Source organism: Enterobacter chengduensis, assembly GCF_001984825.2.
GTDB classification, from domain to species: domain Bacteria; phylum Pseudomonadota; class Gammaproteobacteria; order Enterobacterales; family Enterobacteriaceae; genus Enterobacter; species Enterobacter chengduensis.
In genome coordinates, this window is the sequence record NZ_CP043318.1 from 2,150,313 (window position 1) to 2,175,158 (window position 24,846).

The 24,846-nt window shown below is 58.8% G+C and carries 20 protein-coding genes and 1 other RNA gene; 9 read left to right on the forward strand and 12 right to left on the reverse strand.

The window, feature by feature from the left end:
* Positions 1–5: 5 nt before the first annotated feature.
* On the forward strand, positions 6–1,448 hold the full coding sequence (selO, locus tag FY206_RS10615) for a protein adenylyltransferase SelO (protein WP_032639886.1): 1,443 nt from the start codon (positions 6–8) through the stop codon (positions 1,446–1,448).
* Here selO and FY206_RS10620 read toward each other — a convergent pair.
* The 8 genes from FY206_RS10620 to ppsR all read right to left on the reverse strand — a co-directional run bounded on the left by FY206_RS10620 (position 1,445) and on the right by ppsR (position 9,569).
* Entirely contained in the window at positions 1,445–2,224 is a 780-nt protein-coding gene (locus FY206_RS10620) for a heme ABC transporter ATP-binding protein (RefSeq protein ID WP_032639887.1), read from the reverse strand. The genes selO and FY206_RS10620 overlap by 4 nt on opposite strands.
* Positions 2,217–3,209 (reverse strand): FecCD family ABC transporter permease, encoded by a 993-nt coding sequence (locus FY206_RS10625; RefSeq protein ID WP_032639888.1) that lies wholly within the window; start codon positions 3,207–3,209, stop codon positions 2,217–2,219. Before FY206_RS10625 ends, FY206_RS10620 begins: the two co-directional genes overlap by 8 nt.
* Positions 3,209–4,030 carry a heme/hemin ABC transporter substrate-binding protein gene (locus FY206_RS10630; RefSeq protein WP_032639889.1) on the reverse strand — a complete coding sequence of 274 codons (822 nt, stop codon included), beginning with the start codon at positions 4,028–4,030 and terminating at the stop codon, positions 3,209–3,211. The genes FY206_RS10625 and FY206_RS10630 overlap by 1 nt, the downstream gene beginning before the upstream one ends.
* Positions 4,027–5,055, reverse strand: coding sequence for a hematinate-forming heme oxygenase ChuS (gene chuS / locus FY206_RS10635; RefSeq protein WP_032639890.1), 1,029 nt, complete (start codon positions 5,053–5,055; stop codon positions 4,027–4,029). Before chuS ends, FY206_RS10630 begins: the two co-directional genes overlap by 4 nt.
* A gap of 35 nt (positions 5,056–5,090) precedes the next feature.
* Positions 5,091–7,073: a TonB-dependent hemoglobin/transferrin/lactoferrin family receptor gene (locus FY206_RS10640; protein WP_032639891.1), complete on the reverse strand. Its 1,983-nt coding sequence runs from the start codon at positions 7,071–7,073 to the stop codon at positions 5,091–5,093.
* A 72-nt stretch (positions 7,074–7,145) separates the two neighbouring features.
* Entirely contained in the window at positions 7,146–7,328 is a 183-nt protein-coding gene (hemP, locus tag FY206_RS10645) for a hemin uptake protein HemP (protein ID WP_032639892.1), read from the reverse strand.
* A 209-nt stretch (positions 7,329–7,537) separates the two neighbouring features.
* Complete coding sequence (gene aroH, locus FY206_RS10650; RefSeq protein WP_032639893.1) at positions 7,538–8,584, reverse strand: 3-deoxy-7-phosphoheptulonate synthase AroH; 1,047 nt, start codon at positions 8,582–8,584, stop codon at positions 7,538–7,540.
* A gap of 151 nt (positions 8,585–8,735) precedes the next feature.
* A complete protein-coding gene (gene ppsR, locus FY206_RS10655) occupies positions 8,736–9,569 on the reverse strand; it encodes a posphoenolpyruvate synthetase regulatory kinase/phosphorylase PpsR (protein ID WP_032639894.1) in 834 nt (277 codons plus the stop codon).
* Between the two features lie 335 nt (positions 9,570–9,904).
* On the opposite strand from ppsR, the gene ppsA reads away from it, so the two are divergent.
* The 3 genes from ppsA (at position 9,905) to FY206_RS10670 (ending at position 16,296) form a co-directional block, all read left to right on the forward strand.
* Entirely contained in the window at positions 9,905–12,283 is a 2,379-nt protein-coding gene (ppsA, locus tag FY206_RS10660; protein ID WP_023311316.1) for a phosphoenolpyruvate synthase, read from the forward strand.
* 233 nt (positions 12,284–12,516) lie between these two features.
* On the forward strand, positions 12,517–13,917 hold the full coding sequence (locus tag FY206_RS10665; protein WP_032639896.1) for an MFS transporter: 1,401 nt from the start codon (positions 12,517–12,519) through the stop codon (positions 13,915–13,917).
* 3 nt (positions 13,918–13,920) lie between these two features.
* Positions 13,921–16,296, forward strand: a complete 2,376-nt coding sequence (locus FY206_RS10670) for a glycoside hydrolase family 3 N-terminal domain-containing protein (protein WP_032639897.1) — start codon at positions 13,921–13,923, stop codon at positions 16,294–16,296.
* A 5-nt stretch (positions 16,297–16,301) separates the two neighbouring features.
* On the opposite strand, the gene rprA is transcribed toward FY206_RS10670, so the two are convergent.
* Together rprA and ydiK are read right to left on the reverse strand one after the other, a co-directional pair.
* Positions 16,302–16,409, reverse strand: an RNA gene (rprA, locus tag FY206_RS10675) — antisense sRNA RprA.
* 209 nt (positions 16,410–16,618) lie between these two features.
* Positions 16,619–17,743 (reverse strand): AI-2E family transporter YdiK, encoded by a 1,125-nt coding sequence (gene ydiK / locus FY206_RS10680; protein ID WP_032639899.1) that lies wholly within the window; start codon positions 17,741–17,743, stop codon positions 16,619–16,621.
* Positions 17,744–17,942: 199 nt separating this feature from the next.
* Between ydiK and ydiJ the strand changes: the two genes are divergently transcribed.
* The 3 genes from ydiJ (at position 17,943) to FY206_RS10695 (ending at position 21,686) form a co-directional block, all read left to right on the forward strand.
* The gene (gene ydiJ, locus FY206_RS10685; RefSeq protein ID WP_080500330.1) at positions 17,943–20,999 is read left to right on the forward strand and encodes a D-2-hydroxyglutarate dehydrogenase YdiJ; all 3,057 of its coding nucleotides are present in this window, start codon (positions 17,943–17,945) and stop codon (positions 20,997–20,999) included.
* On the forward strand, positions 20,996–21,406 hold the full coding sequence (gene menI / locus FY206_RS10690) for a 1,4-dihydroxy-2-naphthoyl-CoA hydrolase (protein WP_032639904.1): 411 nt from the start codon (positions 20,996–20,998) through the stop codon (positions 21,404–21,406). Before ydiJ ends, menI begins: the two co-directional genes overlap by 4 nt.
* Before the next feature lie 85 nt (positions 21,407–21,491).
* A complete protein-coding gene (locus FY206_RS10695) occupies positions 21,492–21,686 on the forward strand; it encodes a YdiH family protein (protein ID WP_003857766.1) in 195 nt (64 codons plus the stop codon).
* A 50-nt stretch (positions 21,687–21,736) separates the two neighbouring features.
* Here FY206_RS10695 and FY206_RS10700 read toward each other — a convergent pair whose 3' ends face one another.
* Positions 21,737–22,366, reverse strand: coding sequence for a helix-turn-helix domain-containing protein (locus tag FY206_RS10700; RefSeq protein ID WP_032639907.1), 630 nt, complete (start codon positions 22,364–22,366; stop codon positions 21,737–21,739).
* Between the two features lie 69 nt (positions 22,367–22,435).
* Positions 22,436–23,095 (reverse strand): helix-turn-helix domain-containing protein, encoded by a 660-nt coding sequence (locus FY206_RS10705; protein ID WP_032639909.1) that lies wholly within the window; start codon positions 23,093–23,095, stop codon positions 22,436–22,438.
* A 416-nt stretch (positions 23,096–23,511) separates the two neighbouring features.
* Here FY206_RS10705 and FY206_RS10710 point away from each other — a divergent pair, with 416 nt between their 5' ends.
* Complete coding sequence (locus FY206_RS10710; RefSeq protein WP_032642548.1) at positions 23,512–24,042, forward strand: fimbrial protein; 531 nt, start codon at positions 23,512–23,514, stop codon at positions 24,040–24,042.
* A 79-nt stretch (positions 24,043–24,121) separates the two neighbouring features.
* Entirely contained in the window at positions 24,122–24,799 is a 678-nt protein-coding gene (locus FY206_RS10715; RefSeq protein WP_032639911.1) for a fimbrial biogenesis chaperone, read from the forward strand.
* Positions 24,800–24,846: the final 47 nt, after the last annotated feature.

Here is a 24,846-nt window from a genome sequence, read left to right on the forward strand (position 1 = left end):
GACTTATGACCCTGTCTTTTACTGCTTGCTGGCACGATGAGTTGCCGGAATTTTACACCGCACTCAAACCCACACCGTTACACCATTCACGCCTTATCTGGCATAACGATCGGCTGGCAGAAGAACTGGCCATTCCACCTGAGCTGTTTCAGCGCTCAGATAGCGCTGGCGTCTGGGGAGGCGAAACGCTTCTCGCCGGTATGCAACCCCTGGCTCAGGTCTATAGCGGACACCAGTTTGGCGTCTGGGCGGGACAGCTGGGCGACGGCCGGGGGATCCTGCTCGGTGAACAACAGCTGCCCAACGGGGAGACGGTTGACTGGCACCTGAAAGGCGCGGGCCTGACGCCCTATTCGCGAATGGGGGACGGGCGTGCGGTACTGCGGTCAACGATTCGCGAGTGTCTGGGCTGTGAAGCGATGCATGCGCTAGGGATCCCCACCACCCGCGCGCTCTCGATCGTCACCAGCGAGACGCCGGTTATGCGTGAATCCGTGGAAAAGGGCGCAATGCTGATGCGTATCGCACAGAGCCACCTGCGCTTTGGTCATTTCGAGCACTTTTACTATCGCCGCGAGCCGGAAAAGGTGCGCCAGCTGGCGGACTTTGCCATTCGTCACCACTGGGTGCATGTGCAGGATGAGGCGGATAAATACATTCTCTGGTTCAGGGATGTGGTTGCCCGCACCGCAACCCTGATTGCCCGCTGGCAAACGGTCGGCTTTGCCCATGGCGTCATGAATACGGACAACATGTCGCTTCTCGGGCTGACCTTTGATTACGGTCCGTTTGGCTTCCTGGACGATTATCAGCCTGGGTATATCTGCAACCACTCCGACTATCAGGGACGTTACAGCTTTGACAATCAGCCCGCGGTGGGCCTGTGGAACCTGCAGCGGCTTGCGCAAACCCTGTCGCCGTTTATCGACGTTGATGCTCTCAACGATGCGCTCGACAGCTATCAGGACATCTTGCTGCGAGAATATGGCACGCTGATGCGCAACAAGCTGGGGCTGATGACGCAGGAGAAAGGCGATAACGACCTTCTCAACGGTCTGTTTGCCCTGATGGCGCGCGAGGGCAGCGATTATACCCGTACCTTCCGGATGCTGGGCCAGACGGAGCAGCACAGCGCCGCCTCGCCGCTGCGCGATGAGTTTATTGACCGACAGGCGTTTGACGACTGGTTTGCATCCTACCGCGCGCGGCTGCAGCAGGAGCAGGTGGACGACGCGACCCGTCAGGCGAGTATGAATGCAGCGAATCCCGCGATGGTGTTGCGCAACTGGCTGGCGCAGCGGGCGATTGAGCAGGCAGAGCAGGGCGAGTACGGCGAGCTGCACCGTCTGCACGTGGCGTTGCGCACGCCGTTTGCCGACCGGGATGATGACTACGTCAGCCGCCCGCCCGACTGGGGCAAGCGGCTGGAGGTGAGTTGCTCAAGCTAGGGCGCGAGAAACACCTGCGGCGCGTCGTGAGCCGGATGGCTGCCGACGAGGACCTGCGCGCCGTACCAGCGGGCCAGCGCATCGGCCTGCAAAACGGTTTCCGGTTCTCCCTGGGAGACGATGCTGCCGCCATGCAGCAGCAGGATGCGGTCCGCCCACAGCGCCGCCAGATTCAGGTCGTGCAGCACCGCGCAAACGTGCAGATGTCCCCGGCGGGTCAGGGATTTCAGCAGGCGCAGCAGATGCTGCTGGTGATAGAGATCCAGCGCGGACGTGGGTTCATCAAGGAACAGCCAGCCGCGCGGGGCGCCCTCGCACCAGAGCTGGGCCAGCGCGCGGGCGAGCTGGACGCGCTGCTGCTCGCCGCCGGAGAGGGCGGCAAACTGCCTGCCCGCCAGCGGTAAGCAGCCTGTGATGGCCATGACCTCCTCAATCACCGACGCTTCAGGCGTGCGGGTCCAGGGCGCGCGGCCCATACCGACGACCGCCTCAACCGGCCAGTCAAATCCGAGCTGGGTATTCTGGCGCATCACCGCCCGGTAGCGTGCGAGTCTGTCCGGCTGCCAGTCTGCAAGCGGCGTACTCGCCAGGCTGCACCGTCCGCCCGCAGGTTTAAGATAGCCGGTAAGCAGCCGCATTAGCGTTGATTTTCCGGCGCCGTTAGGGCCAATCAGCGCCACCAGTTCGCCCTGAGATAAGGTCAGCGACACGTCGTTAATCAGCGTGCGTTGCCCGGCGCGAAAAACAAGATTTTCTGCACAATAGCGTTCAGCCATGCGCGCCTCCGCGACGAAAGATAAGCCACAGGAACCACGGCGCGCCGAGAAGGCTGGTCAATAAGCCGACCGGCATTTCCGCCGGGGCGACCAGGCTGCGCGCCAGCGTATCGGCCACCAGCAGAAGCAGCGCGCCGGCCAGCACCGAACCGGGGAGCACCGCCCGGTGGTCGGCGCCCAGCCACATGCGCACCAGGTGCGGTACCACCAGGCCGACAAAGCCGATCACGCCGCTGACCGCAACGGCGGCGGCCACCAGCAGGGCGCTGCACAGCAGCAGGATCCGCTGCACGGCGGCAACCTCCACGCCGAGGTAGTGCGCCTCTTCGTCGCCCAGCTGCAGCAGGTTGAGGGCACCTGCCAGACGCCAGATAACCAGCACGGTGGGAACCATCAGCGACGCGACGGCCAGCAGCGTTGACCACTGCGCCTGGCCGAGGCTGCCCATTCCCCAGAGCGAAAGCTGGCGAAGCTGGGCATCGTTGCTGAGCCATGACAGCACGCCGACGGCCGCGCCGCACAGCGCGTTGATGGCAATGCCCACCAGCAGCAGGCGCGACAGGGACGCGTCACGCTGCCGGCTGAGCAGGAAAATCACGAAGGTGGCGGCCAGCGCGCCGAGAAACGCCGCCAGCATCGGGGCATACAGCATCACCAGCGCAGGCAGCGAGAGCGGGAGCACCACCCACAGCGCAACCGCAAGCGCCGCGCCGCTGCTGATGCCGAGCAGGCCAGGGTCCGCCAGCGGGTTGCGAAACAGCCCCTGCATCACGCAGCCCGCCAGCGCCAGCGAACCGCCGATCGCCAGCGCCAGCAGCACGCGAGGCAGACGGATCGTCAGCCAGATCTGACGCAGCGCTTCGTCGGTGCCGTTCCACAGCAGGCTTACCGGCAGACGCAGCGCGCCAATACCGCTGGCCGTCAGCGTCATGACGACCAGCAGCGCGGCCAGCATCCACAGTGACAATGCGGCTCGCCGGGACATCAGGGCAGCTGCTCCGCTTTGGCCCGCAGCTGCCGGATGGCTTCCGGCGTTCGCACGCTGAAGCCCAGCAGCGCCATGTCGTCAATCGCCAGCACCTGCTTATTCCGTCCCGCCGGAGTTTGCGCCAGGCCGGGCAGCGTCCACAGATTCGCTTCACCGCCCAGGGCGTTGAGGCCGTCCTGAGAAATCACCACCAGATCGGGGCGGCTGGCGATCGTGCCCTCCTGAGACAGCGGCTGATAGCGGGTAAACCCCTGCATCGCGTTCTGCAGCCCCGCCGCACGAATGGCCGCGTCCGCGCCGGTCTGTTGTCCGGCCGCCATGGCGGTCATTCCGCCGTGGTTGAGAATAAACAGCACCCGTTTATTTAGCGGTGACGCGGGCAGCTCCGTGAGCGACTGACGCAGCGCGCTGCGCAGGGCTTCCCCCTTGGCCTCGCGGTGCGTCGCTTCAGCGACGATCCGCAACTTTTCGTCAATGACGCTCAGGTCGTTACGGGCAGGCACCGCGATAACCCTGACGTGGCTTTGCTCAACCTGCTTAAGCGCCAGAGAGGGCTGCGCCTGGGCGCTGGCCAATACCAGCGTAGGGCGCATGGACAAGATCCCTTCCGCGTTGAGCTGGCGCAGATAGCCCACGTCCGGCAGCGCGGTCGCCGCCTGCGGCCACCGGCTGGTGCTGTCGCGGGCCACCAGCGAAGACGCCGCGCCGAGGGCGTAGACAATCTCGGTGACGTCGCCGCCGAGGGTCACGATTTTCTCCTGCGGCGCGGCAAACGCCATCAGGGGCAGGGCGCTGAGCAGGGCAAGCCACCGTTTCATGCGGCCAGCCCTTTCGCCGTTAAGGCGTCAATCTGGCTGCGCCACTGGCTCTGCTCCGGTTCGCCTTCGGTACGCTGTCCGTACAGCTGGGCGATTTGCGTTCCGTCGGCGGCAAACAGCTCCAGGCTGGTCACGTGCCCGTCAGCCGTCGGCTTGCGCGTGACCCAGCTTTCCGCAATGGATCCTTCAAGCAAATGCAGGGTAAAGGTCGGGTTAAAGATGTTCAGCCAGCCTTTCATCGGCACCAGCTTTTCCACCGCGCCGGTGAAGATCTGCACGCAGCCGCGGTTGCCGACGAAGACCATGATCTCGTTTCCCTCCCGGCGCGTCGTTTCCAGAAGCTGCGCCAGCGCGGTATTCTCTACCCGGCAGGCCAGATCGTCACCCACCAGGCGAAACGCCTGCTGGCGGCTGAGGTTATGGCGCTTGAGCAGGCTGAAGAACTGGTGCACGTCGGTCATGGCGCGCCACTCTTTGTCCACGAGAGCGGCTTGTGCATTTTCCTCGTGAGCAGGCGCATCGGGCACCTTCAGCGCCAGCGGCGGGTTATCGGCAAAGATGAAGCGGGTCAGCACGTCGCCCCAAGCGGAAACGTCGGTGTTGTCCGTGGCGTAGACCTTGAGCAGGGCATCGCCCTGGTGGTCGAAGAACTGAATGCTCTGCCGCTCGCCGCGGGCGGTGGCTTCACTGATGTGAAACGCGCTCGCCCACTGGTTGAGGAACAGGCGCAGATCCAGCGCGCGCGGGTTCAGCACCAGCCCGGCGTGGCCGTTCAGGTGCTGGTTGGTAAAGCTCCCGACCTGCTCGTGCACGGCGTAGTCGTTGCGGCAGATGCATTTGGTTTCGCCCACCGCCTCCAGCGCGCCTAAAATCTCGCGGATCTCACCGCGCAGTCGCCAGGCGTCGTGGCCCACGCGGGCAAAGGCCAGCTCTGCTTCACTGATGTTCATTAACCCTGCGACGTCGCGCGCGTACTGACCGGGATTGGCCTCTTTTAGCTCAAGCCAGCGCGTGTAGTGATTCATTATCTTATCCTTCTGCATAGTTGGCCCAACGGGCGTTACCACTGATAGCTTACGAAAATCTTGCCGTTACGGCCGTCCTGCGGAATGCCCTGCGGCGACCAGTATTCCTTGTCAAAGGCGTTGCCGAGTACCAGCGTGGTGGTCACGCCTTTTAGCTGCTCCTGGCCTTTGTAGCTCACGTAAAAATCATTCACCGCATAGCCCGGCTGCTTGCTGTAGCTGCTGCTGATATGCGTTGAGCGATCGACAAAGGTGCCAATCCAGCCGACGGAAAAACCGCTTTGCGCTACCGGAATGTCCAGCCTGCTGGTGACGGTATCCGGGTTGATGCTGGAGATGTACTCGCCCGTATCGGTATCTTTCCCGCGCGTGCGGTTATAGGCCAGGTCGAGGTTGAAGAGGTCGGCCGAGTATTTTGCCATCACGTCCCAGCCCCAGATTTTGGCGTTCGGGACGTTATAGGACATGGTGGTCGCGGCGGCAAAATCGACGGTGGTGGAGATATAGTCCCTGGCTTTGGTATCGAAGTAGCTGGCTTTAAGCTCCAGCGCATCGTTGGCAAGCAGCAGATCGTCAAATCGCAGGCCAAAACCAAACTCCTGCGTTTCGTTGGTTTCCGGGCGCAGGTTCGGGTTCGGCACCCAGTAGTTGGTATAGAACCGGCCAATGGAGAAGTGTTTGGCGTCGTTGTACATCTCGCCCATGGTCGGCGCGCGGAAGGCCTGCGCGTAAGAGCCAAACAGCATCAGCCAGTCGGTCGGGCTGACGGTCAACCCGGCGCGGGATGACCACTTATCGGCATCCACGTCGTCGTAGCCATTGCTGCTGCCGCGGTAATTGTCATACCGCGTGCCGCCCAGCAGGGTAACGGGCAGATCGCGAAGGGTGATTTCATCCTGCAGCCAGCCGGAGCTGAAGTCGATCTTCGCCTCCGGGAAGCCGGTGGTTGTCCCGCCCGGATGCTGCTCCTGACGAGAGTATTCCCCGCCGTAGGTCAGAAGGTGTGCTGCAAAGGTGTCGCTGAACAGGCGGGTGCGGTTTTCCATCTTGCCGCCTTGGGTGGTCTGCTTGCGGAACTCACCGCTCCCGTCGATATTCTGGGCATTAATGCGCGCTTCGGACCAGTAGACCTTCGCGTCGGCGTTCAGCCAGTCGTTCCCTGCCGGGGCGATGCGGTAGCCAAGCTGCGCATCGCGCTGGATGGTAGAGCGGTCGGTCATCGGGTTACTGCTGTCCGCCCCGCTGGTTTGCGGGTTTTTCGGTTCCCGTGCGGCGTTGTTGTAATAGCGCAGAGAGCCGCTCAGGGTCTGGGCCGGGTCGATTTTCCAGCTGCCTTTCGCCAGCATATTATTGATGGATTCGTCGTTAGGCGCGGTTCCACCGTCGCTCTGGCGAATATCACCCCGATCGCGGCTGGACCAGGAGACCAGGCCGTCCAGCGTCTCGGTTCGGCCATAGGCGCTGGCGCCCATCCCGAGGCTGCTATCGCCGGTAGCACCCGTACCAAACACGCGGTAACCGCTGTTTTTACCCGGTTCCAGCAGGTCTTTGGCGTCAACGGTGTCATAAGAAATCACGCCGCCCAGCGCGCCGCTGCCGTACAGCAGGGCCGACGGGCCGCGAACCACTTCGATACGCTTAATCAGGGCCGGATCGAGGAACGTGCTGTTCAGGTGGCCGGTATCGGTGCCCTGACGCACGCCGTCAACCAGCACCAGCACGCCGCGACGGTCATAGCCGCGCAGGTTCACGTCCTGCCCGTTGGTGCGCCCGGTACCGTCCAGCGTCAGGCCGGGGACGTTACGCAGCAGGTCGGCCGCCGAGCTGGCGGTCTGTTTCTCCGGCGCGCTGGCGTCAATCACGCTCACCATCATGGGGGCTTCAAAGGCGCTGCGGGCGTTGCCCGTGGCGGTGACGGTAATATCGTCCGTGGCGGCAACTGCCGCAGTCGGCAGGGCGCTGACGATCGCCAGCGCCAGAATTGACGGGCGTAAAGACGCGGAAGGCAGGTGTGGCATAGCAACTCTCCATAAAGAATCGAAAGCGCTGGCTGCCTGGGGATAACCTGGGTGGCTGGCGAATGTTTTGGTTTATTTTGTGAGGATCAGTTTTCCGGCATTCGTCTGGCGCAGCAGGTAGTGCTGGCCGTGATGCACGATGATGACCCGGCCCTCATCGCCGAGCAGGCTTTTGCTGTCAATCCGACGCTCGGTAGGGGCTGGTGCTGTGTCTGTTTTTACTGGCGTTGCCGCGCTGTTATCCGTACGTGACATAATGTTTATAAATAACAATCAATGTAACAATGATAATCATTATCAATAAACTGCAAATTCACGGCAAGCGTTTTTGTGAAAAAAGGGTGAGGGGATCAAATTTTGGGGGAAGGTGCGGGCTGGTGCCCTCATCCCGCCCCTCTCCCACAGGGAGAGGGAGAAGGGCACGAACCGTAGGTCGGGCAAGCGCAGCGCCACCCGACGAGGGGTTAGAAGCGTGTATCGACCGCAGACGCCAGCTTATCCAACAGCAGCTCGCTGTCTTCCCAGCTCAGGCACGGATCGGTGATTGACTGGCCGTACACCATCTGCTGTCCGGCAACGATTTTCTGCGTGCCTTCTTTGATAAAGCTTTCCGCCATAATCCCGGCAACGGCGGTCGACCCGCTGCGGATCTGCTGGCAGATCTCATCGCAGACGTCCAGCTGGCGGCGATGCTGCTTCTGGCAGTTGCCGTGGCTGAAGTCCACCACCAGATGTTCCGGCAGGTCGAACTCGGCCAGCGTTTCACAGGCCGCCGCAATATCCTGTGCATGGTAATTGGGTTTCTTGCCGCCGCGCATAATGATGTGCCCGTACGGGTTACCGCTGGTCTGGTAGATGGTCATCTGGCCGCTTTTATCCGGCGACAGGAACATGTGGCTCGCACGGGCAGCGCGGATGGCATCAACCGCGATGCGGGTGTTGCCATCGGTGCCGTTTTTAAAGCCGACCGGACAGGAGAGGGCGGAGGCCATCTCGCGGTGGATCTGGCTTTCGGTGGTGCGCGCGCCAATCGCGCCCCAGCTGATGAGATCGGCAATAAACTGCCCGGTCACCATATCGAGAAACTCGGTCGCCGTCGGCACGCCCAGCTCGTTGACCTGCAAAAGCAGCTTGCGCGCCAGCTCGATACCGTGGTTAACGCGGTAGCTGCCGTTGAGATCGGGATCGGAAATTAGCCCTTTCCAGCCCACCACGGTACGCGGTTTTTCAAAGTAGGTGCGCATCACAATCTCAAGGCGATGCTGATATTTATCCCGCAGGCCCTGAAGCCGTTTGGCATAATCCATCGCGGCATCCAGATCGTGGATGGAGCAAGGCCCAATCACCACCAGAAGACGCTTGTCTTCGCCATTGAGGATTTTTTCAATGCGGCGGCGGGAAGCCGTCACGTGTTCCGCGACGGCGGCGGAAACAGGATGCCGCTGGGCCAGTTCAGCCGGCGTGACCAGGCTGTCAATGCGCGCAGTGCGGAGTTCATCGGTTTTATTCATGGAATGTCTCAGAAAATTTTTGCTTCATCGGCAGACTACCGGGAAGTGATGGGCATCACCTTAAACCAATCCCTGCTGATTTCAAGTCGGGGCGACACCGCCCCGTGGTTGCCGATGATGATACCTGAATCTGAGTTAATGTACTAGCATATTAGTACATGCGGCGATTAAGCCCCATGATGTCGAGAATTTTGGTGGCAATTTCTTCTACCGAATAGTTGGTGCTGTTCAGCCACGGGATCTGGTTTTTACGGTACAGCGCTTCCACTTCCGAGACCTCCATCCGGCACTGGCGCATGGAGGCGTAGCGGCTGTTCTCGCGGCGCTCTTCGCGGATGGCCGCTAGGCGCTCCGGGTTGATCGTCAGGCCAAACAGCTTGTGCTGCAGCGGCTTAAGGGCGGCGGGCAGCACCAGGTTATCCATGTCGTCAGCGATAAACGGGTAGTTGGCGGCGCGAATGCCAAACTGCATCGCCAGGTAGAGGCTGGTCGGGGTTTTGCCGCAGCGCGAAACGCCAAGCAGGATCACCTGCGCCTGGTCGAGATTACGCAGCGAGATACCGTCGTCGTGGGCAAGGGTGTAGTCAATGGCGGCGATACGCGCGTCGTACTTGGTCAGGTTACCGGGGTTCAGGCCGTGGGTACGGTGGGCGATGGGGGTCGGGTCGAGCTTCAGCTCGCTCTGCAGCGGCGCCACCAGCGCCTGCACGATATCCTGACAGAAGCCTTCGCTTTGCAGGATGATGGTGCGGATCTCGGGGATCACGATGGAGTAAAACACCAGCGGGCGAACGCCGGTCTGCTGGTAGATGGCGTCGATCTGGTCCTTCACCGCTCTGGCGCGGCTCTCATTTTCGACAAACGGCAGCGTAATGCTGTTGATCGATACGGGAAACTGCGACATCACCGCGTGGCCCAGCACCTCGGCGGTGATCGCCGTACCATCAGAAATATAAAAAACGTGACGATCGACAGCATTATCCATTTTACCCACCCTGAATATCATACGTAATTGTCTGAAAGCATAAATTAAAAAAGTAATTTACACAGCAAAGAAGTTATCTGAATTATGAATGAAACGCTGTTTTTGATTTTACTGAAAAGTGGATTTCATTTTTCAAATAGCGACTTTATTTTTGTGGTTAACGGCTGAATATAGAGGAATCATTGGGTTAATCGCTGGTGGGAAAGTATCCGAAAAGTTGAAATTTTAAATTGCTTACACGATTCACCGTTTTTTTAGCGGAAATAAATATGCCAGTATAAATACGTAGTCAGGTGTTACTTACTCCGATCAAATATCACAAAAGGATTGTTTCGATGTCCAACAATGGCTCGTCACCGCTGGTGCTTTGGTATAACCAACTCGGCATGAATGATGTAGACAGAGTTGGGGGCAAAAATGCCTCCCTGGGTGAAATGATTACAAATCTGTCGGGTATGGGTGTCTCCGTACCGAACGGGTTTGCCACCACCGCCGATGCCTTTAACCTGTTTTTAGACCAGAGCGGTGTTAACCAGCGCATTTACGACCTGCTGGATAAGACGGATATTGATGACGTTACCGAGCTTGCCAAAGCCGGGGCGCAGATCCGCCAGTGGATCATCGACACACCTTTCCAGCCGGAACTGGAAAAAGCCATTCACGACGCGTACAACCAGCTCTCCGCTGACGATGCGCAGGCCTCCTTTGCCGTGCGCTCTTCTGCCACCGCAGAAGATATGCCGGACGCCTCGTTTGCCGGGCAGCAGGAAACCTTCCTCAACGTCCAGGGTTACGACGCGGTGCTGGTGGCGGTGAAGCACGTATTTGCTTCCCTGTTCAACGACCGTGCTATTTCCTATCGCGTGCACCAGGGCTATGACCATCGCGGCGTGGCGCTCTCCGCTGGCGTGCAGCGCATGGTGCGCTCCGACGTGGGCTCATCCGGCGTGATGTTCTCCATTGATACCGAGTCCGGCTTCGACCAGGTGGTGTTTATCACCTCCGCATGGGGTCTGGGTGAGATGGTGGTGCAGGGCGCGGTCAACCCTGACGAATTCTACGTTCACAAGCCGACGCTGGCCGCGGGCCGTCCGGCGGTGGTGCGCCGCACCATGGGCTCGAAAAAAATCCGCATGATCTATGCCCCAACCCAGGAGCATGGCAAGCAGGTTAAGATTGAAGATGTTCCGCAGGAGCAGCGCGACCGCTTCTCGCTGACCGACGCCGAAGTGCAGGAGCTGGCGAAGCAGGCGGTGCAGATTGAAAAACACTACGGCCGTCCGATGGATATCGAATGGGCGAAGGACGGTAACACCGGCAAGCTGTTTATCGTCCAGGCGCGTCCTGAAACCGTCCGCTCGCGCGGCCAGGTGATGGAGCGCTATACGCTGCACGCCCAGGGCAAAATCGTCGCGGAAGGCCGCGCCATCGGTCACCGCATCGGTGCCGGTCCGGTCAAAGTGATCCACGACATCAGCGAGATGAACCGCATTGAGCCAGGCGACGTGCTGGTAACCGACATGACCGACCCGGACTGGGAACCGATCATGAAGAAAGCGGCGGCTATCGTGACCAACCGCGGCGGACGTACCTGCCACGCGGCGATCATCGCCCGCGAGCTGGGTATTCCTGCGGTCGTCGGCTGCGGTGACGCTACCGAACGCATGAAGGACGGGCAGAACGTAACCGTCTCCTGTGCCGAAGGCGATACCGGCTACGTGTACGCCGATATCCTGGACTTCAGCGTGAAGAGCTCCAGCGTGGATACCATGCCGGACCTGCCGCTGAAGATCATGATGAACGTCGGCAACCCGGACCGCGCGTTCGACTTCGCCTGCCTGCCGAACGAAGGCGTAGGCCTGGCGCGCCTGGAATTTATCATCAACCGTATGATCGGCGTCCACCCGCGCGCGCTGCTGGAGTTTGACGATCAGGATCCGAAGCTGCAGAACGAAATCCGCGAGATGATGAAAGGCTACGACTCGCCGAAAGAGTTCTACGTTGGCCGTCTGACCGAAGGGATCGCCACGCTGGGCGCCGCCTTCTACCCGAAACGCGTGATCGTGCGCCTGTCTGACTTTAAGTCCAACGAATACGCCAACTTGGTGGGCGGCGAGCGCTACGAGCCGGAAGAAGAGAACCCGATGCTGGGCTTCCGCGGGGCCGGACGCTACGTGTCCGACAGCTTCCGCGACTGCTTCGCGCTGGAGTGCGAGGCGGTGAAGCGCGTGCGCAACGACATGGGGCTGACCAACGTCGAAATCATGATCCCGTTCGTGCGTACCGTGGATCAGGCGAAAGCGGTAGTGGACGAGCTGGCGCGTCAGGGGCTCAAGCGCGGCGAGAACGGGCTGAAGATCATCATGATGTGTGAAATCCCGTCCAACGCCCTGCTGGCCGAGCAGTTCCTGGAGCACTTCGACGGCTTCTCTATTGGCTCAAACGACATGACGCAGCTGACGCTGGGTCTGGACCGCGACTCCGGCGTGGTTTCCGAGCTGTTCGATGAGCGCAACGAGGCGGTAAAAGCGCTGCTCTCGATGTCCATCCGCGCGGCGAAAAAGCAGGGTAAATACGTCGGGATTTGCGGTCAGGGTCCATCCGACCATGAAGACTTTGCCGCCTGGCTGATGGAAGAGGGGATTGATAGCCTGTCCCTGAACCCGGACACCGTGGTGCAGACCTGGCTGAGCCTGGCGGAACTGAACAAGTAACGCCACGCTGACCGGAAAAGGCGAGGATATTATTCCTCGCCTTTTTTATTTCCGTCCGAATATGCTCCCCATCACAAATAAAACAAAAAACCAAATATCATAATTTGTCTGTCAATTTAGACAATTGTTAGCGCGCAAACCGTTGCTAATACTTGGGCCTTACTGCGCATTTCCTTTAAGAATTTGCGCAACTGGTTGAAATACGTTTTAACCTGATAAAAAGGCAAATAACAATGACACTCTCCTCTGTACTGCGTACCAAAGATAAAATAGGTTATGGTTTAGGCGATATGGCCAGCGCGCTGGTCTGGCAAACGGCCACGTTATTTCTTGCTTATTTCTATACGGACGTTTTCGGTTTACCTGCGGCCATTATGGGTACCATGTTTTTAGTGGTGCGCGTGGTGGATGCGTTTGTCGACCCGTGCATTGGCGCGCTGGTTGACCGCACCCGGACGCGACACGGGCGCTTTCGTCCCTGGCTGCTGTGGTTTGCCATCCCGTTTGGCGTGAGCTGCCTGATTACCTTCTACGTGCCGGACGTCGGGCCGACGGCAAAAATTGTCTATGCCTGCCTGACCTATGCTCTCTTGAGCCTGATCTACTCCGCAATTAACGTGCCTTACTGCGCCATGCCGGGCGCGCTGACGCTGGATCCGCGTGAGCGTCACTCCCTGCAGTCGTGGCGCTTTGGCCTGTCGTTTATCGGTGGGTTGATTGTGACGGTGATTGCCCTGCCGCTGGTCTCGTTGCTGGGCCAGGGCAACGTGCAGAAAGGCTATTTCTATGCCATGAGCCTGATGGGGCTGCTGGGCATTGTGCTGTTCTTCTGCTGCTTCCTGATGACCCGCGAGCGTTATTCTCCGCGCAACGATACCTCCGGCTCCATGCTTACCGATTTAAAACTGCTGAGCCGCAACAGCCAGTGGCGCATTGTGTTTCTGTTTAATATTTTGCTGTTAACCGCGGTGGTGACGCGCGGCTCCGCCACGATGTATTACGTGAACTACGTGCTGCTGCGTCCGGATCTGGTTTTTGCCTTTATTGTTTCCGGCATGGTGGCCTCCTTAAGCGGTGCATTATTATCCGAACGCCTGCTGGGGAAATTTGACCGCGTCCGCGCCTACCAGTGGACGATTATTTCCTTCGTAATCTTCGGCGCGCTGATTTTCTTCCTGCCGCCTTCGCAGGTGTGGCTCATCTTTGGGCTCAACATCGTCTTTAGCTTTATTCAAAACCTCACCACGCCGCTGCAGTGGACCATGTTCTCCGATGTGGTCGACTACGAAGAGCACCGCAGCGGTCGTCGCCTGGACGGCCTGGTCTTCTCCACCGCGCTGTTTGCCATCAAGTTTGGCCTGGCGCTGGGCGGGGCGGTGGTCGGCTGGGTGCTGGGCATGGTGGATTACGCCCCGGGCCAGGCCAGCCAGGCGCCGCACGTGCTCACGACCATCAACGCGCTGTTTACCCTTATCCCCTGCGCGTTGTTCCTCTGCATGGTCGCGCTGCTTGCTATCTACAAACTCAACAGCCGGCTGGTGGATTCCATCGCCCGGGAGCTGGCCAGCAAGCGTGACGTCAGACCCGACGCGGGGCCGCTCAGCCCGGCAACCCCTTCCGCACTACAGGAGTAAAACATGACGGCTATCTATAAGGACGCGGGACGTCCCGTGCACGAGCGCGTTGCCGATTTACTGGCGCGCATGACCCCGGAAGAGAAGTTCGCCCAGATGCATGCATACTGGCTGATCCTCGATGAAAACGGTCATCACCGCGAGCGAAGCGATCTGAGCGACGAATTCGCCGGCGTAAGCGAGCAGGCGTCGCTGAGCGAACGGCTGAAGCTGGGCGTCGGGCAGATCACCCGCCCGCTGGGCACCCACATCGTTGACGCGAAAACCGGCGTGCGCGCCGCCAACCGCCTGCAGCGCATGATGATGGAAGAGACGCGTCTCGGCATCCCGGCGCTGTTCCACGAAGAGTGCCTGGTGGGGCTGCTGTGCAAAGACGCCACGCTGTTTCCTTCGTCGCTGAACTACGGCTCCACCTGGGATCCTGAACTGGTACAGCGGGCGGCAGAGCAGATTGGCAAAGAGGCGCGCTCCGTGGGCTGCCAGCAGGGGCTGGCGCCGGTGCTGGACGTCTCCCGCGACGTGCGCTGGGGGCGCACCGAAGAGACCTTTGGGGAAGATCCCTGGCTGGTGGGCGTAATGGCGACCGCCTACGTGAAGGGGTTACAGGGCGATAGGCGCGACCTGCTGGCGACGCTCAAGCACTACGTGGGCCACTCGTTCAGCGAAGGGGCGCGCAACCATGCCCCGGTCCACCTGGGGTTCAGCGAGCTGAACGACACCTTCCTGCTGCCGTTTGAAATGGCGGTCAAGCTGGCCAATGCCGGTTCGGTGATGCCTGCTTACCACGACATCGACAATCAGCCGGGGCACAGCGACAGCTTCCTGCTGACCACCGTGTTGCGCGAACGGTGGGGATTCGACGGGATTATTGTGGCGGACTACGGCGGCGTCAGCCTGCTGCACCAGCACCACGGGATTTCCCACGATGCGGCCGAATCCGCCGCGCTGGCGTTCAACGCCGGGCTTGACGTCGAGCTGCCGAAAGACGACTGCGCGCGCCGTCTGGCGGACGCGGTTGAGCGCGGGCTGATCGCTATGACCAAAGTGGATGAGATCGTGGCGCGCGTGCTGACCGAAAAATTCCGCCTGGGGCTGTTTGAAAAGCCGTATGCCGATGAAAACGGTATCGATCTGCAAAATGACGCCACCCGGCAGGTCGCGCGGGAGGTGGCGACGAAATCGGTCACGCTGCTGGAAAACAACGGCATTCTGCCGCTCGGCGGTAAGCCCCGCATGGCGCTGGTGGGCCCGACCGCAGACGATCCGCTGGCCCTGCTCAGCGGCTACAGCTTCCCGGTGCATCTGATCATCAGCGATATGGTGGAGGAGACTTCGCAGGTGACGACTCCGCGCGCGGCGCTGGAGCAGTATCTCGGCGCGTCGCAGATCCGCTATGCCAAAGGGTGCCACATCATCGAAAAACGGATGGCGGGCGCGCCGGTCTTCCCGGGCGACAGCGGCGGCAAGCCGATGCAGCAGTCACCGGTATCGCAAAGTACCGCCCTGATTCCCGAGGCGGTAAACGCCGCGCAGGAGAGTGACGTGGTGGTGGCCTGCGTGGGCGATCTCGCCGGGCTGTTCCAGAGCGGGACCGTGGGAGAAGGTTCCGACACCGACTCCCTGAACCTGCCGGGCGTACAGCAAAGGCTGCTGGAGGCGCTGGTGGCGACGGGTAAACCGGTGATTGTCGTGATGACCGGGGGGCGTCCTTACAACCTGCAGGGGCTGGAGGACAAGGTCGCGGCGCTGCTGATGGCATGGGCGCCGGGGCAGGAAGGCGGCTGGGCGATTGCGGACGTGCTAACCGGACGGGCGGAGCCGCAGGGGCGCCTGGTGGTGAGCGTGCCGAAAAGCGCCGGGGCAATGCCGTATTACTACAACCACAAGCTCAAAAGCGGCGGTACGCCTTTTGCGTTCCACTTCGGTGCCCGCTACCCGTTTGGCTTCGGCCTCGGCTGGACGACGTTTCGCTGGGGGGCTGCCCGCCTTGCCGAAAGCCGCGTGCCGGTCGACGGCGAGGTGACGCTGAGCGTGGATATCACCAACACCGGGGAGCGCAGCGGCAGCGAGGTGGTGCAGGTTTACGTCAGGGATAAGGTCGCCACCCAGGTGCGGCCGCTTCAGGAGCTGAAGGCCTTCCAGCGCGTTACGCTCTCGCCGGGCGAAACCGCCACGCTCACCTTTACGCTGCCGGTTGAGATGTTCAACTTCACCCGCCGGGACGGGAAACGCATCGTTGAGCCGGGCGAGTTTGAGCTCCAGGTTGGCGCATCGTCGGCGGATATCCGCGAGGCGGTGACGGTCAACGTGACGGGGGAGACGCGGGTGCTGCCCGCGGAGTGGCGGATGCTGAGTACCTGTGAGGCTACGCGCGCGTAGTCAGGATAAAAAAAAGCCCATCGTGGGAGATGGGCAAAGACTACACACAGCAATTCGTTGTTTCACTCAGGGGATTTCCATGCTTATAAATCAAGGTGTTGATCTATAACCGTGAGCTAATAGTAGGCATTGTAATTTTTAGCGTCGATCGGATTCGTCTCATTAGTTAAAGAGACGTAAAGATTTCCTGAGGATAAGAGCAGATTAAGTGCAGGAATAGCGGGTCTGACCAGTGTGCAACGAATAAATACTTTAGCAGCGTTTAAGTATTATGGGGAAGGATGTAGGCCGGGTAAGCGTTAGCGCCACCCGGCAACAAAACTTAATGCGTATTCTTCTCTTCCAGCTCTTCCAGCTCTTCCAGTTCGCTCAAAATCACGTCCGGATCCGTTCCCGGAGGCGGAATTTCATGCACCCAGGCAGAGAACAGACGCCAGGTGACGGCGAGCAGCACCGGGCCAATGAACAGGCCGATCATGCCAAAGGCAATCAGGCCGCCAATCACCCCGGAGAGGATCAGAATCAGCGGCAGGTCTGCACCCATGCGGATGAGGATTGGGCGAATGACGTTATCCATGGTGCCGACCACGCAGCTCCAGACCAGCAGCACCGTTCCCCACGTGGTATCTCCCGTCCAGTACAGCCAGATAATGCTGGGAACCAGCACCAGCAGCGGCCCCAGCTGCGCAAGGCAGGTCATCAACATCACAACGGTAAACACGGTGGCGTACGGCACGCCGGAAATCGCCAGACCGATCCCGCCCAGCACCGCCTGCACCAGCGCGGTCACCACCACGCCCAGCGCCACCGCGCGCACGGCCTGCGCGGCCAGCAGTACCGCCGCGTCACCGCGCTTGCCCGCCAGGCGGGTGGCAAAGTGGCGAACGCCTAACGCCACCTGCTCGCCGCGCCAGTAGAGCAGGGCGCTGAAGAGCAGCATCAGGGTACAGTGCATCATAAAGCGGCCAATATGCGCGGCCTGACCCACAAACCAGGTTGTGGTAGTGCCAATATACGGCCGCACTTTCGCCATCAGCGCGCTGCCGCCCATCTCCAGCAGGCTATGCCAGCCGCTGTAGAGTTTGGCGCCCACTACAGGGATGCTGTTAAGCCAGGCGAGATCCGGCAGCGTGAGATCGCCACTGGTCACGGCGCGGATCACCGGGCCGCTGGAGTCAACGAGACTGTTTACCAGCAGGGCAATCGGGATGATAAACAGCAGGAACAGCAGGAGCGTCATAACCAGCACGGCGAGCCCGCGGCGGCCAAAAAGCAGCTTCTGCAAACGCAGCAGCAAAGGCCAGGTGGCAACCACAACGGTTCCGGCCCAGGCAAAGCCGAGAATAAACGGTTGTACGATCCACAAGCAGGCAATAATCATGAGGGCCAGGAACAGCACCGACAGCAAAATTTGCGCAACATCCCTGGGCTGGCGAACATTGACCATAAATGAAACTTTCCTTAAAAGAACGCCAGTACGACTGGCGGGAACGGAAACCGCGTCTCTTTAATCATTAATGATCTCAGCGGTTTTTGACAGGCGGATTTTGCCTGTAATTCTACGAAGCACATAAGAAAAAAATGTGATAAAACTTTCCGGACACAACGCAAACGATTTCACATTACTCTAATTAGGGTCGACGGTCATGATCCCACAGATTTCTCAGGCACCTGGCGTCGTTCAGCTGGTGCTTAATTTTTTGCAGGCACTGGAGCAACAGGGTTTTACAGGTGATACCGCCACGAAATATGCCGACAGGCTGACGATGGCCACCGACAACAGTATTTACCAGCTTCTTCCCGATGCCGTGGTTTTCCCTCGCTCAACGGCCGACGTGGCGCTCATCGCCCGGCTGGCCACGCAGGAGCGCTTTGCCTCGCTGGTCTTTACGCCGCGCGGCGGCGGCACCGGGACCAACGGTCAGGCGCTGAACCAGGGCATTATTGTTGATATGTCGCGCTACATGAACCGCATCATTGAGATCAATCCTGAAGAGGGGTGGGTGCGGGTCGAAGCGGGCGTCATCAAAGATCGGCTTAACCAGTACCTTAAGCCTTACGGCTACTTTTTTGCCCCGGAGCTTTCTACCAGTAACCGCGCGACCCTGGGCGGGATGATCAACACCGATGCCTCCGGCCAGGGCTCGCTGGTCTACGGCAAAACCTCCGATCACGTGCTGGGCGTGCGTGCGGTGCTGCTGGGCGGCGATATCCTCGATACCCAGCCGATGCCGGTTGAACTGGCGGAAACGCTGGGCAAAGATAACACGTCCATTGGGCGTATCTATCGTACCGTGCTGGAACGCTGCCGCGACAACCGCCAGCTTATTCTTGATAAATTCCCCAAGCTGAACCGCTTCCTGACCGGGTACGACCTGCGTCACGTCTTTAACGACGACCTGACCCAGTTTGATTTAACCCGCGTACTGACCGGCTCCGAAGGGACGCTGGCGTTTATCACCGAGGCGCGGCTGGATATCACCCGCCTGCCGAAGGTGCGTCGTCTGGTGAACGTCAAATATGACTCCTTCGACTCCGCGCTGCGCAATGCGCCGTTTATGGTGGAAGCGAAAGCGCTGTCGGTTGAGACGGTCGATTCCAAAGTGCTCAACCTGGCCCGGGAAGATATTGTCTGGCATTCCGTTAGCGATCTCATTACCGACGTGCCGGATAAAGAGATGCTCGGCCTCAATATCGTGGAATTTGCCGGCGATGATGGGGAGCTGATAGAGAGCCAGGTCGCCACGCTCTGCCAGCGGCTGGATGAGCTGATTGCGCAGGGCGAAGGCGGCGTGATCGGCTGGCAGCTCTGTAACGATCTGGCCGGGATCGAGCGTATCTACGCCATGCGCAAAAAAGCCGTCGGCCTGCTCGGGAATGCGAAAGGCGCAGCGAAGCCAATTCCCTTTGCCGAAGACACCTGCGTGCCTCCTGAGCATCTGGCGGATTATATCGTTGAGTTTCGCGCCCTGCTGGACAGCCACGGACTGAGCTACGGCATGTTCGGCCACGTCGATGCCGGGGTGCTGCACGTGCGTCCGGCGCTGGACATGTGCGACCCGCAGCAGGAGATCCTGATGAAGCAGATCTCCGACGACGTGGTGGCCTTAACCGCCAAATACGGCGGCCTGCTGTGGGGCGAGCACGGGAAAGGGTTCCGCGCGGAATACAGCCCGGCCTTCTTCGGCGAACGGCTCTACGCGGAGCTGCGCAAGGTGAAGGCGGCTTTCGACCCGCATAACCGCCTCAACCCGGGGAAAATCTGCCCGCCAGAGGGTGTGGATGCCCCAATGCTGCAGGTGGATGCCGTCAAGCGCGGCACCTACGACAGGCAGATCCCGATCGCGGTGCGCTCCTCCTGGCGCGGCGCGATGGAGTGTAACGGCAACGGCCTGTGCTTTAACTTCGACGTGAAAAGCCCGATGTGCCCGTCGATGAAAATCACCAGCAACCGTATTCATTCGCCGAAAGGGCGGGCGACGCTGGTGCGCGAGTGGCTGCGTCTGCTGGCCGACCGGGGCGTTGATCCGCTCAGGCTGGAGCAGCAGCTGCCGGAAAAACGGGCCAGCCTGCGCGGGCTTATCGAACGCACGCGCAACAGCTGGCATGCCAACAAGGGCGAGTATGATTTCTCCCATGAGGTGAAGGAGGCGATGTCCGGCTGTCTGGCCTGTAAAGCCTGCTCCACCCAGTGCCCGATTAAAATCGACGTGCCGGAGTTTCGCTCGCGCTTCCTGCAGCTCTACCACACGCGCTATCTGCGCCCGGTGCGCGACCATCTGGTAGCGACGGTGGAAAGCTACGCCCCGCTGATGGCGCGCGCGCCTAAAACCTTCAACTTCTTTATCAACCAGCCGCTGGTGCGCAAGCTCTCCGAAAAGCACATCGGCATGGTCGATCTGCCGCTGCTGTCGGTGCCGTCGCTGCAGCGCCAGCTTGTCGGGCACCGCTCGGCGAACATGACCCTGGAGCAGCTTGAAGCGCTCACCCCTGAGCAAAAAGCGAAGGTGGTGCTGGTGGTGCAGGATCCGTTTACCAGCTACTACGATGCGCAGGTGGTGGCGGACTTCATCCGCCTGAGCGAAAAGCTGGGGTATCAGCCGGTGGTGCTGCCGTTCTCGCCCAACGGCAAGGCGCAGCACATCAAGGGCTTCCTGACGCGTTTTGCGAAGACCGCGCAGAAAACCGCGGACTTCCTGAATCGCGTGGCGCAGCTCGGGATACCGATGGTCGGCGTCGATCCGGCGCTGGTGCTGTGCTACCGCGATGAATACAAGCAGACGCTGGGCGACAGGCGCGGCGATTTCCACGTCATGCTGGTGCACGAGTGGCTGCCGACGGCGCTGGAAGATAAGGCTGTTCAGGACGTCAGCGGTGAACCGTGGTATCTGTTTGGACACTGCACGGAAGTCACCGCGCTGCCGGGCGCACCCGCGCAGTGGGCGTCCGTCTTTGCCCGCTTCGGTGCAAAGCTGGAGAGCGTCAGCGTGGGCTGCTGCGGCATGGCCGGTACCTACGGTCACGAAGTGAAAAACCACGCCAGCTCGCTCGGCATCTACGAGCTCTCCTGGCATCAGGCGATGCAGCGTTTGCCGCGAAACCGCTGTCTGGCGACGGGCTACTCCTGCCGCAGCCAGGTGAAACGGGTAGAAGGTAACGGCGTCCGCCACCCGCTGCAGGCTTTACTGGAGATAATTGGATGATCTGGAAACGTGCCGTGACGCTGCAGGCGCTGAACGCCATGGGCGAGGGAAATATGGTGGGGCTGCTGGATATTCAGTTCACCCGCATAGGCGACGATGAGATTGAGGCCACCATGCCGGTCGACAGTCGCACCCACCAGCCGTTTGGCTTACTGCACGGCGGCGCGTCCGTCGTGCTGGCCGAAACGCTGGGCTCGGTGGCGGGATATCTCTGCACCGAAGGGGAGCAGAAGGTGGTCGGGCTTGAGGTGAATGCTAACCACATTCGCTCGGTGCGCAGCGGGCGCGTGCGCGGCGTGTGCCGCGCGCTGCACGCCGGGAGCCGCCATCAGGTGTGGCAGATAGATATTCTCGACGAGCAGGATCGCCTGTGCTGCTCGTCGCGGCTGACCACGGCGGTTGTGTAAAGTTTTCAGATGTTTTGCCTTTGGTCAAAAACTAGCCAGTGGGTTGTGATATACTGGTCAGGTTTTGTACATAAGCGAGGACATCATGGATACTGAAATAACCCCAACACAGCTGGCAATTGAATATTTACGTCGCGATAAGAGCAACCTGTCTCCGGCGCAGTACCTGAAAAAGCTGAAACAGCTTGAGCTGGAATTCACAGATTTGCTGGCGCTCTCTTCTAACGAGCTGAAAGAAGAGATCTACTTTGCCTGGCGGTTGGGCGTTCACGTCCATTGAGTACATGAGAATAAAAGGGCCGCGAGTGCGGCCTTTTTTGTGCCTGACATTCAGTATCGGGCGGGAAGCTTGTTGATTTTAATGAGCCTGCCTTCTTCTATTTCGATAAATCCGCCGGTTTTTAAATCCGCCAGAATGCGCATCACGCCGCTGCGGGAGAGCTGGGTTTTCTCCCTGATATACCTTTCCGCCGTCACGCTGAGCCGATAACCCTCATCTTCTTCCATCAGCGTGAATAGCTGCTGGCGAATCATCTCATAGGCCGTGGGCGCGCCCTGCGGCATCACGTTGTTATAAAGACGGCTATATACAAACATGAGCTGTTGAGAAAGCAGCCCCCACAGCGCCTTCTCCTGGATAATGTCATTCACCCGCTCGGCGGTGAGCGTCCCTATCAGGCACGGGCTAACGGTCTTAATATAATCATTGAAATAGATGTCGGTCAGGTTAGCGAGGCCGAACACGGCGGGGCTGCGCGCCGTAGACAGCATCATGTCATCGCTTCGTCTGTAGATGGCGATCGTCCCCTCAAGAATTAAATAGCACATACCCTGACCGTTAATTTGCAGGTCAAACCGCTCGCCGCGTGCGGCACGTTGCGTTGTGCACTCAGCCAGCAGGTGTGAAATAAGTTCTTGCGCGTAGGGAGAACCCCGTTGAGACTTTTCTGGAAGGGACATGGTCGCCGACAACCTTAAAAATAACCTGGCTAATTATAGCGCTTCTCCTGGGGACAGGCACGCAGGCTATCAATATTTTCGCGGCAGATGGTGAATCTCCAGCAGCACACCACGCTCCATGGTGATGTACTTCCCGGTCCTTAGTTCTGCCAGAATACGCATAATTCCACTGCGCGAAAGATAGGTCCGGCTCTTGATCCAGGCGGCCGCCGTCGTATTTTTCCGTATGGCGTCGGGCTCCTGCATGAGCTCAACCAGCTGGAAGCGAATGATGTCGTAGGCTGACATTTGGGATATTTGCGCACAATGCTCATACACCCGTGAGGCCGTATAAATAAGCAGCTTTGAAAAGTGTTCCCATAACTCCTGCTGTGAAACAATCTGGTTAAACGTCTCCAGCGACACGCGGGCAATTTCTGCCGTCTCCAAGGCCCGAACGTAGAGATGTTCCGAAGAAAATTGACTGCTAACGCCAAGAATAAAAGGCGCAGATTCAGAGTTCAACATGATACCGTCGCCGCGACGGTGAAGCGCCACGCTGCCCTGGAGAAGTAAAAAACACTGCCGCACATCGTCTTTATAATAATGCACGGTTTCTCCCCGACTGACGATCGTTCTTTTTGCCGCAGGTAGCACTGAGTTAATCAGCGTTTCTATATGGACAAGCGGTTTTAAACCAAGAACGGTCGAGTTGTGGTTATTCAATGACGTGGTTAAACGCGTATTCATACGATACCTCTCGGCGACTACGGGGCGAGCATTTTTTGGATCTGGTGGAGAATTATCTTAAAAATGAAGGGGGCAGGGAATGTTTCTGCAGGGTCTAAAAGTAGACCGATGAGCGCCCGACAACTAACGCGTTGAATGGAAACATAAAGACGAACGGGTCTACTAATAGACCTGAAAAATAAGGCTCCGGCGCACCCGAAAGAAATGTTGAATTTACGTTAAATTAGAGTCTACAGCTAGACCACCAAAGAGTTGTATTCATAAAAATGATTATATAAATTTTAACCAGTCAGTCAGAAAGACCTTAAAGCTTTAATTGAAAAATAGATGAATTTGCCGTGATTCATTTATCAACTTTCTGCTGCGTGAGTTTCGATAATAAATAAAGTTATCCCGTGAACAGGAAAATGAAGATGATGAAAAAGAACATTATTTTAGCGATGGTGGCGACAGGTTCCGCCTTAATGATGGGCAATGCACTTGCTGCTGCAGGAACCGTTAATTTTAACGGTAACATTCTGGATTCCGCCTGCGATGTTGCGGTTGCCTCTCAAAACCAGGTGGTGGTATTAGGTGATTACAATAAAACAGAATTTCAGGCAACAGGCTCCAGAACTGCGGCAACGAAATTCGATATTGTTCTGAAGAACTGCCCGGTCACGGTCTCCAGTGCTAAAGTCCGTTTTGACGGCACGCCTGACCTGACTAACGCCGATCTGCTGGCGATTGATACCTCCGTCGCAGGCGCGGCAACGGGCGTTGCTATCAATTTGATGACCGCCGATAAGGCAGACCTGCCGCTGCACGGCAGTAACAGCTACAGCTATGCGTTAAGCAGCAGCGCCGACAATACGCTCAATTTCTACGCGCAGTATATTTCAACGGCGGCTTCGGTGACTGCCGGTCCTGCAAACTCCGTAGCAAATTTCTCCGTTGTTTATAACTAGTCATTAAGCAGAATCCGAGTCGGTTCCACGACGTTCTGCGCGGGGGCAGCCGCTGCCCCCGTGTTTCAAGAGGTGTAACATGAATTTTATTAGCAAGACCCTGCTCATTGCTGCCGCTTTGACGGCATCGTTTTCGAACGCTTTTGCCGGGGTCATTATTGGCGGTACCCGCGTGATTTTTGACGGTGGAAAAAAGGAGGCGTCAATCAGCATTAATAATGCTGATAGCGTGCCTTACTTAATCCAGTCCTGGGTTGAAATGCCAGAGGGTAATGCTAATAAAGCGCCATTTATTGTTACGCCGCCTTTATATCGACTGGAGGGTGGTCAGCAAAATATTGAGCGTATTTTATTGTCGGGTTCGCTGCCTCAGGAAAAAGAAAGTCTCTTCTGGATGAATATTAAGGCGATACCGTCTGCCTCGAAACAGGCAAACTCGCTGCAGATTGCCGTGAAAACGCGCATCAAGCTGATTTATCGCCCGGCAGGTTTGAAAGCGTCAACACCGGAAGAACAGGCGAATAAATTAACCTGGTCGCGCAGCGGAAATAAGCTTATGGTCGCCAACCCCACGCCCTATGTTATCAACTTTAATGAAATAAGCGTCGGTAATAAAAAACTGGATGAGGTTTCGTGGGTGGCGCCGGGTGCAATGGCGGCATTTACCTTACCCGCGGGTGCCACGGGTAACCAGATTGCATTCAAAGTCATTAATGATTACGGCAGCCCCGGAATATTACATCAGGCCCGCTTTTAATTTATCAAAAGCGGCGATCCTCCTATCAGCTCAGGTTAATGATGATG

Excerpts from the sequence above, each read along its gene's own strand:
- selO (WP_032639886.1), top strand. The coding sequence starts at position 6 with ATGACCCTGTCTTTTACTGCTTGCTGGCACGATGAGTTGCCGGAATTT.
- FY206_RS10620 (WP_032639887.1), bottom strand. The coding sequence starts at position 2,224 with ATGGCTGAACGCTATTGTGCAGAAAATCTTGTTTTTCGCGCCGGGCAA.
- FY206_RS10625 (WP_032639888.1), bottom strand. The coding sequence starts at position 3,209 with ATGTCCCGGCGAGCCGCATTGTCACTGTGGATGCTGGCCGCGCTGCTG.
- FY206_RS10630 (WP_032639889.1), bottom strand. The coding sequence starts at position 4,030 with ATGAAACGGTGGCTTGCCCTGCTCAGCGCCCTGCCCCTGATGGCGTTT.
- chuS (WP_032639890.1), bottom strand. The coding sequence starts at position 5,055 with ATGAATCACTACACGCGCTGGCTTGAGCTAAAAGAGGCCAATCCCGGT.
- FY206_RS10640 (WP_032639891.1), bottom strand. The coding sequence starts at position 7,073 with ATGCCACACCTGCCTTCCGCGTCTTTACGCCCGTCAATTCTGGCGCTG.
- hemP (WP_032639892.1), bottom strand. The coding sequence starts at position 7,328 with ATGTCACGTACGGATAACAGCGCGGCAACGCCAGTAAAAACAGACACA.
- aroH (WP_032639893.1), bottom strand. The coding sequence starts at position 8,584 with ATGAATAAAACCGATGAACTCCGCACTGCGCGCATTGACAGCCTGGTC.
- ppsR (WP_032639894.1), bottom strand. The coding sequence starts at position 9,569 with ATGGATAATGCTGTCGATCGTCACGTTTTTTATATTTCTGATGGTACG.
- ppsA (WP_023311316.1), top strand. The coding sequence starts at position 9,905 with ATGTCCAACAATGGCTCGTCACCGCTGGTGCTTTGGTATAACCAACTC.
- FY206_RS10665 (WP_032639896.1), top strand. The coding sequence starts at position 12,517 with ATGACACTCTCCTCTGTACTGCGTACCAAAGATAAAATAGGTTATGGT.
- FY206_RS10670 (WP_032639897.1), top strand. The coding sequence starts at position 13,921 with ATGACGGCTATCTATAAGGACGCGGGACGTCCCGTGCACGAGCGCGTT.
- ydiK (WP_032639899.1), bottom strand. The coding sequence starts at position 17,743 with ATGGTCAATGTTCGCCAGCCCAGGGATGTTGCGCAAATTTTGCTGTCG.
- ydiJ (WP_080500330.1), top strand. The coding sequence starts at position 17,943 with ATGATCCCACAGATTTCTCAGGCACCTGGCGTCGTTCAGCTGGTGCTT.
- menI (WP_032639904.1), top strand. The coding sequence starts at position 20,996 with ATGATCTGGAAACGTGCCGTGACGCTGCAGGCGCTGAACGCCATGGGC.
- FY206_RS10695 (WP_003857766.1), top strand. The coding sequence starts at position 21,492 with ATGGATACTGAAATAACCCCAACACAGCTGGCAATTGAATATTTACGT.
- FY206_RS10700 (WP_032639907.1), bottom strand. The coding sequence starts at position 22,366 with ATGTCCCTTCCAGAAAAGTCTCAACGGGGTTCTCCCTACGCGCAAGAA.
- FY206_RS10705 (WP_032639909.1), bottom strand. The coding sequence starts at position 23,095 with ATGAATACGCGTTTAACCACGTCATTGAATAACCACAACTCGACCGTT.
- FY206_RS10710 (WP_032642548.1), top strand. The coding sequence starts at position 23,512 with ATGAAAAAGAACATTATTTTAGCGATGGTGGCGACAGGTTCCGCCTTA.
- FY206_RS10715 (WP_032639911.1), top strand. The coding sequence starts at position 24,122 with ATGAATTTTATTAGCAAGACCCTGCTCATTGCTGCCGCTTTGACGGCA.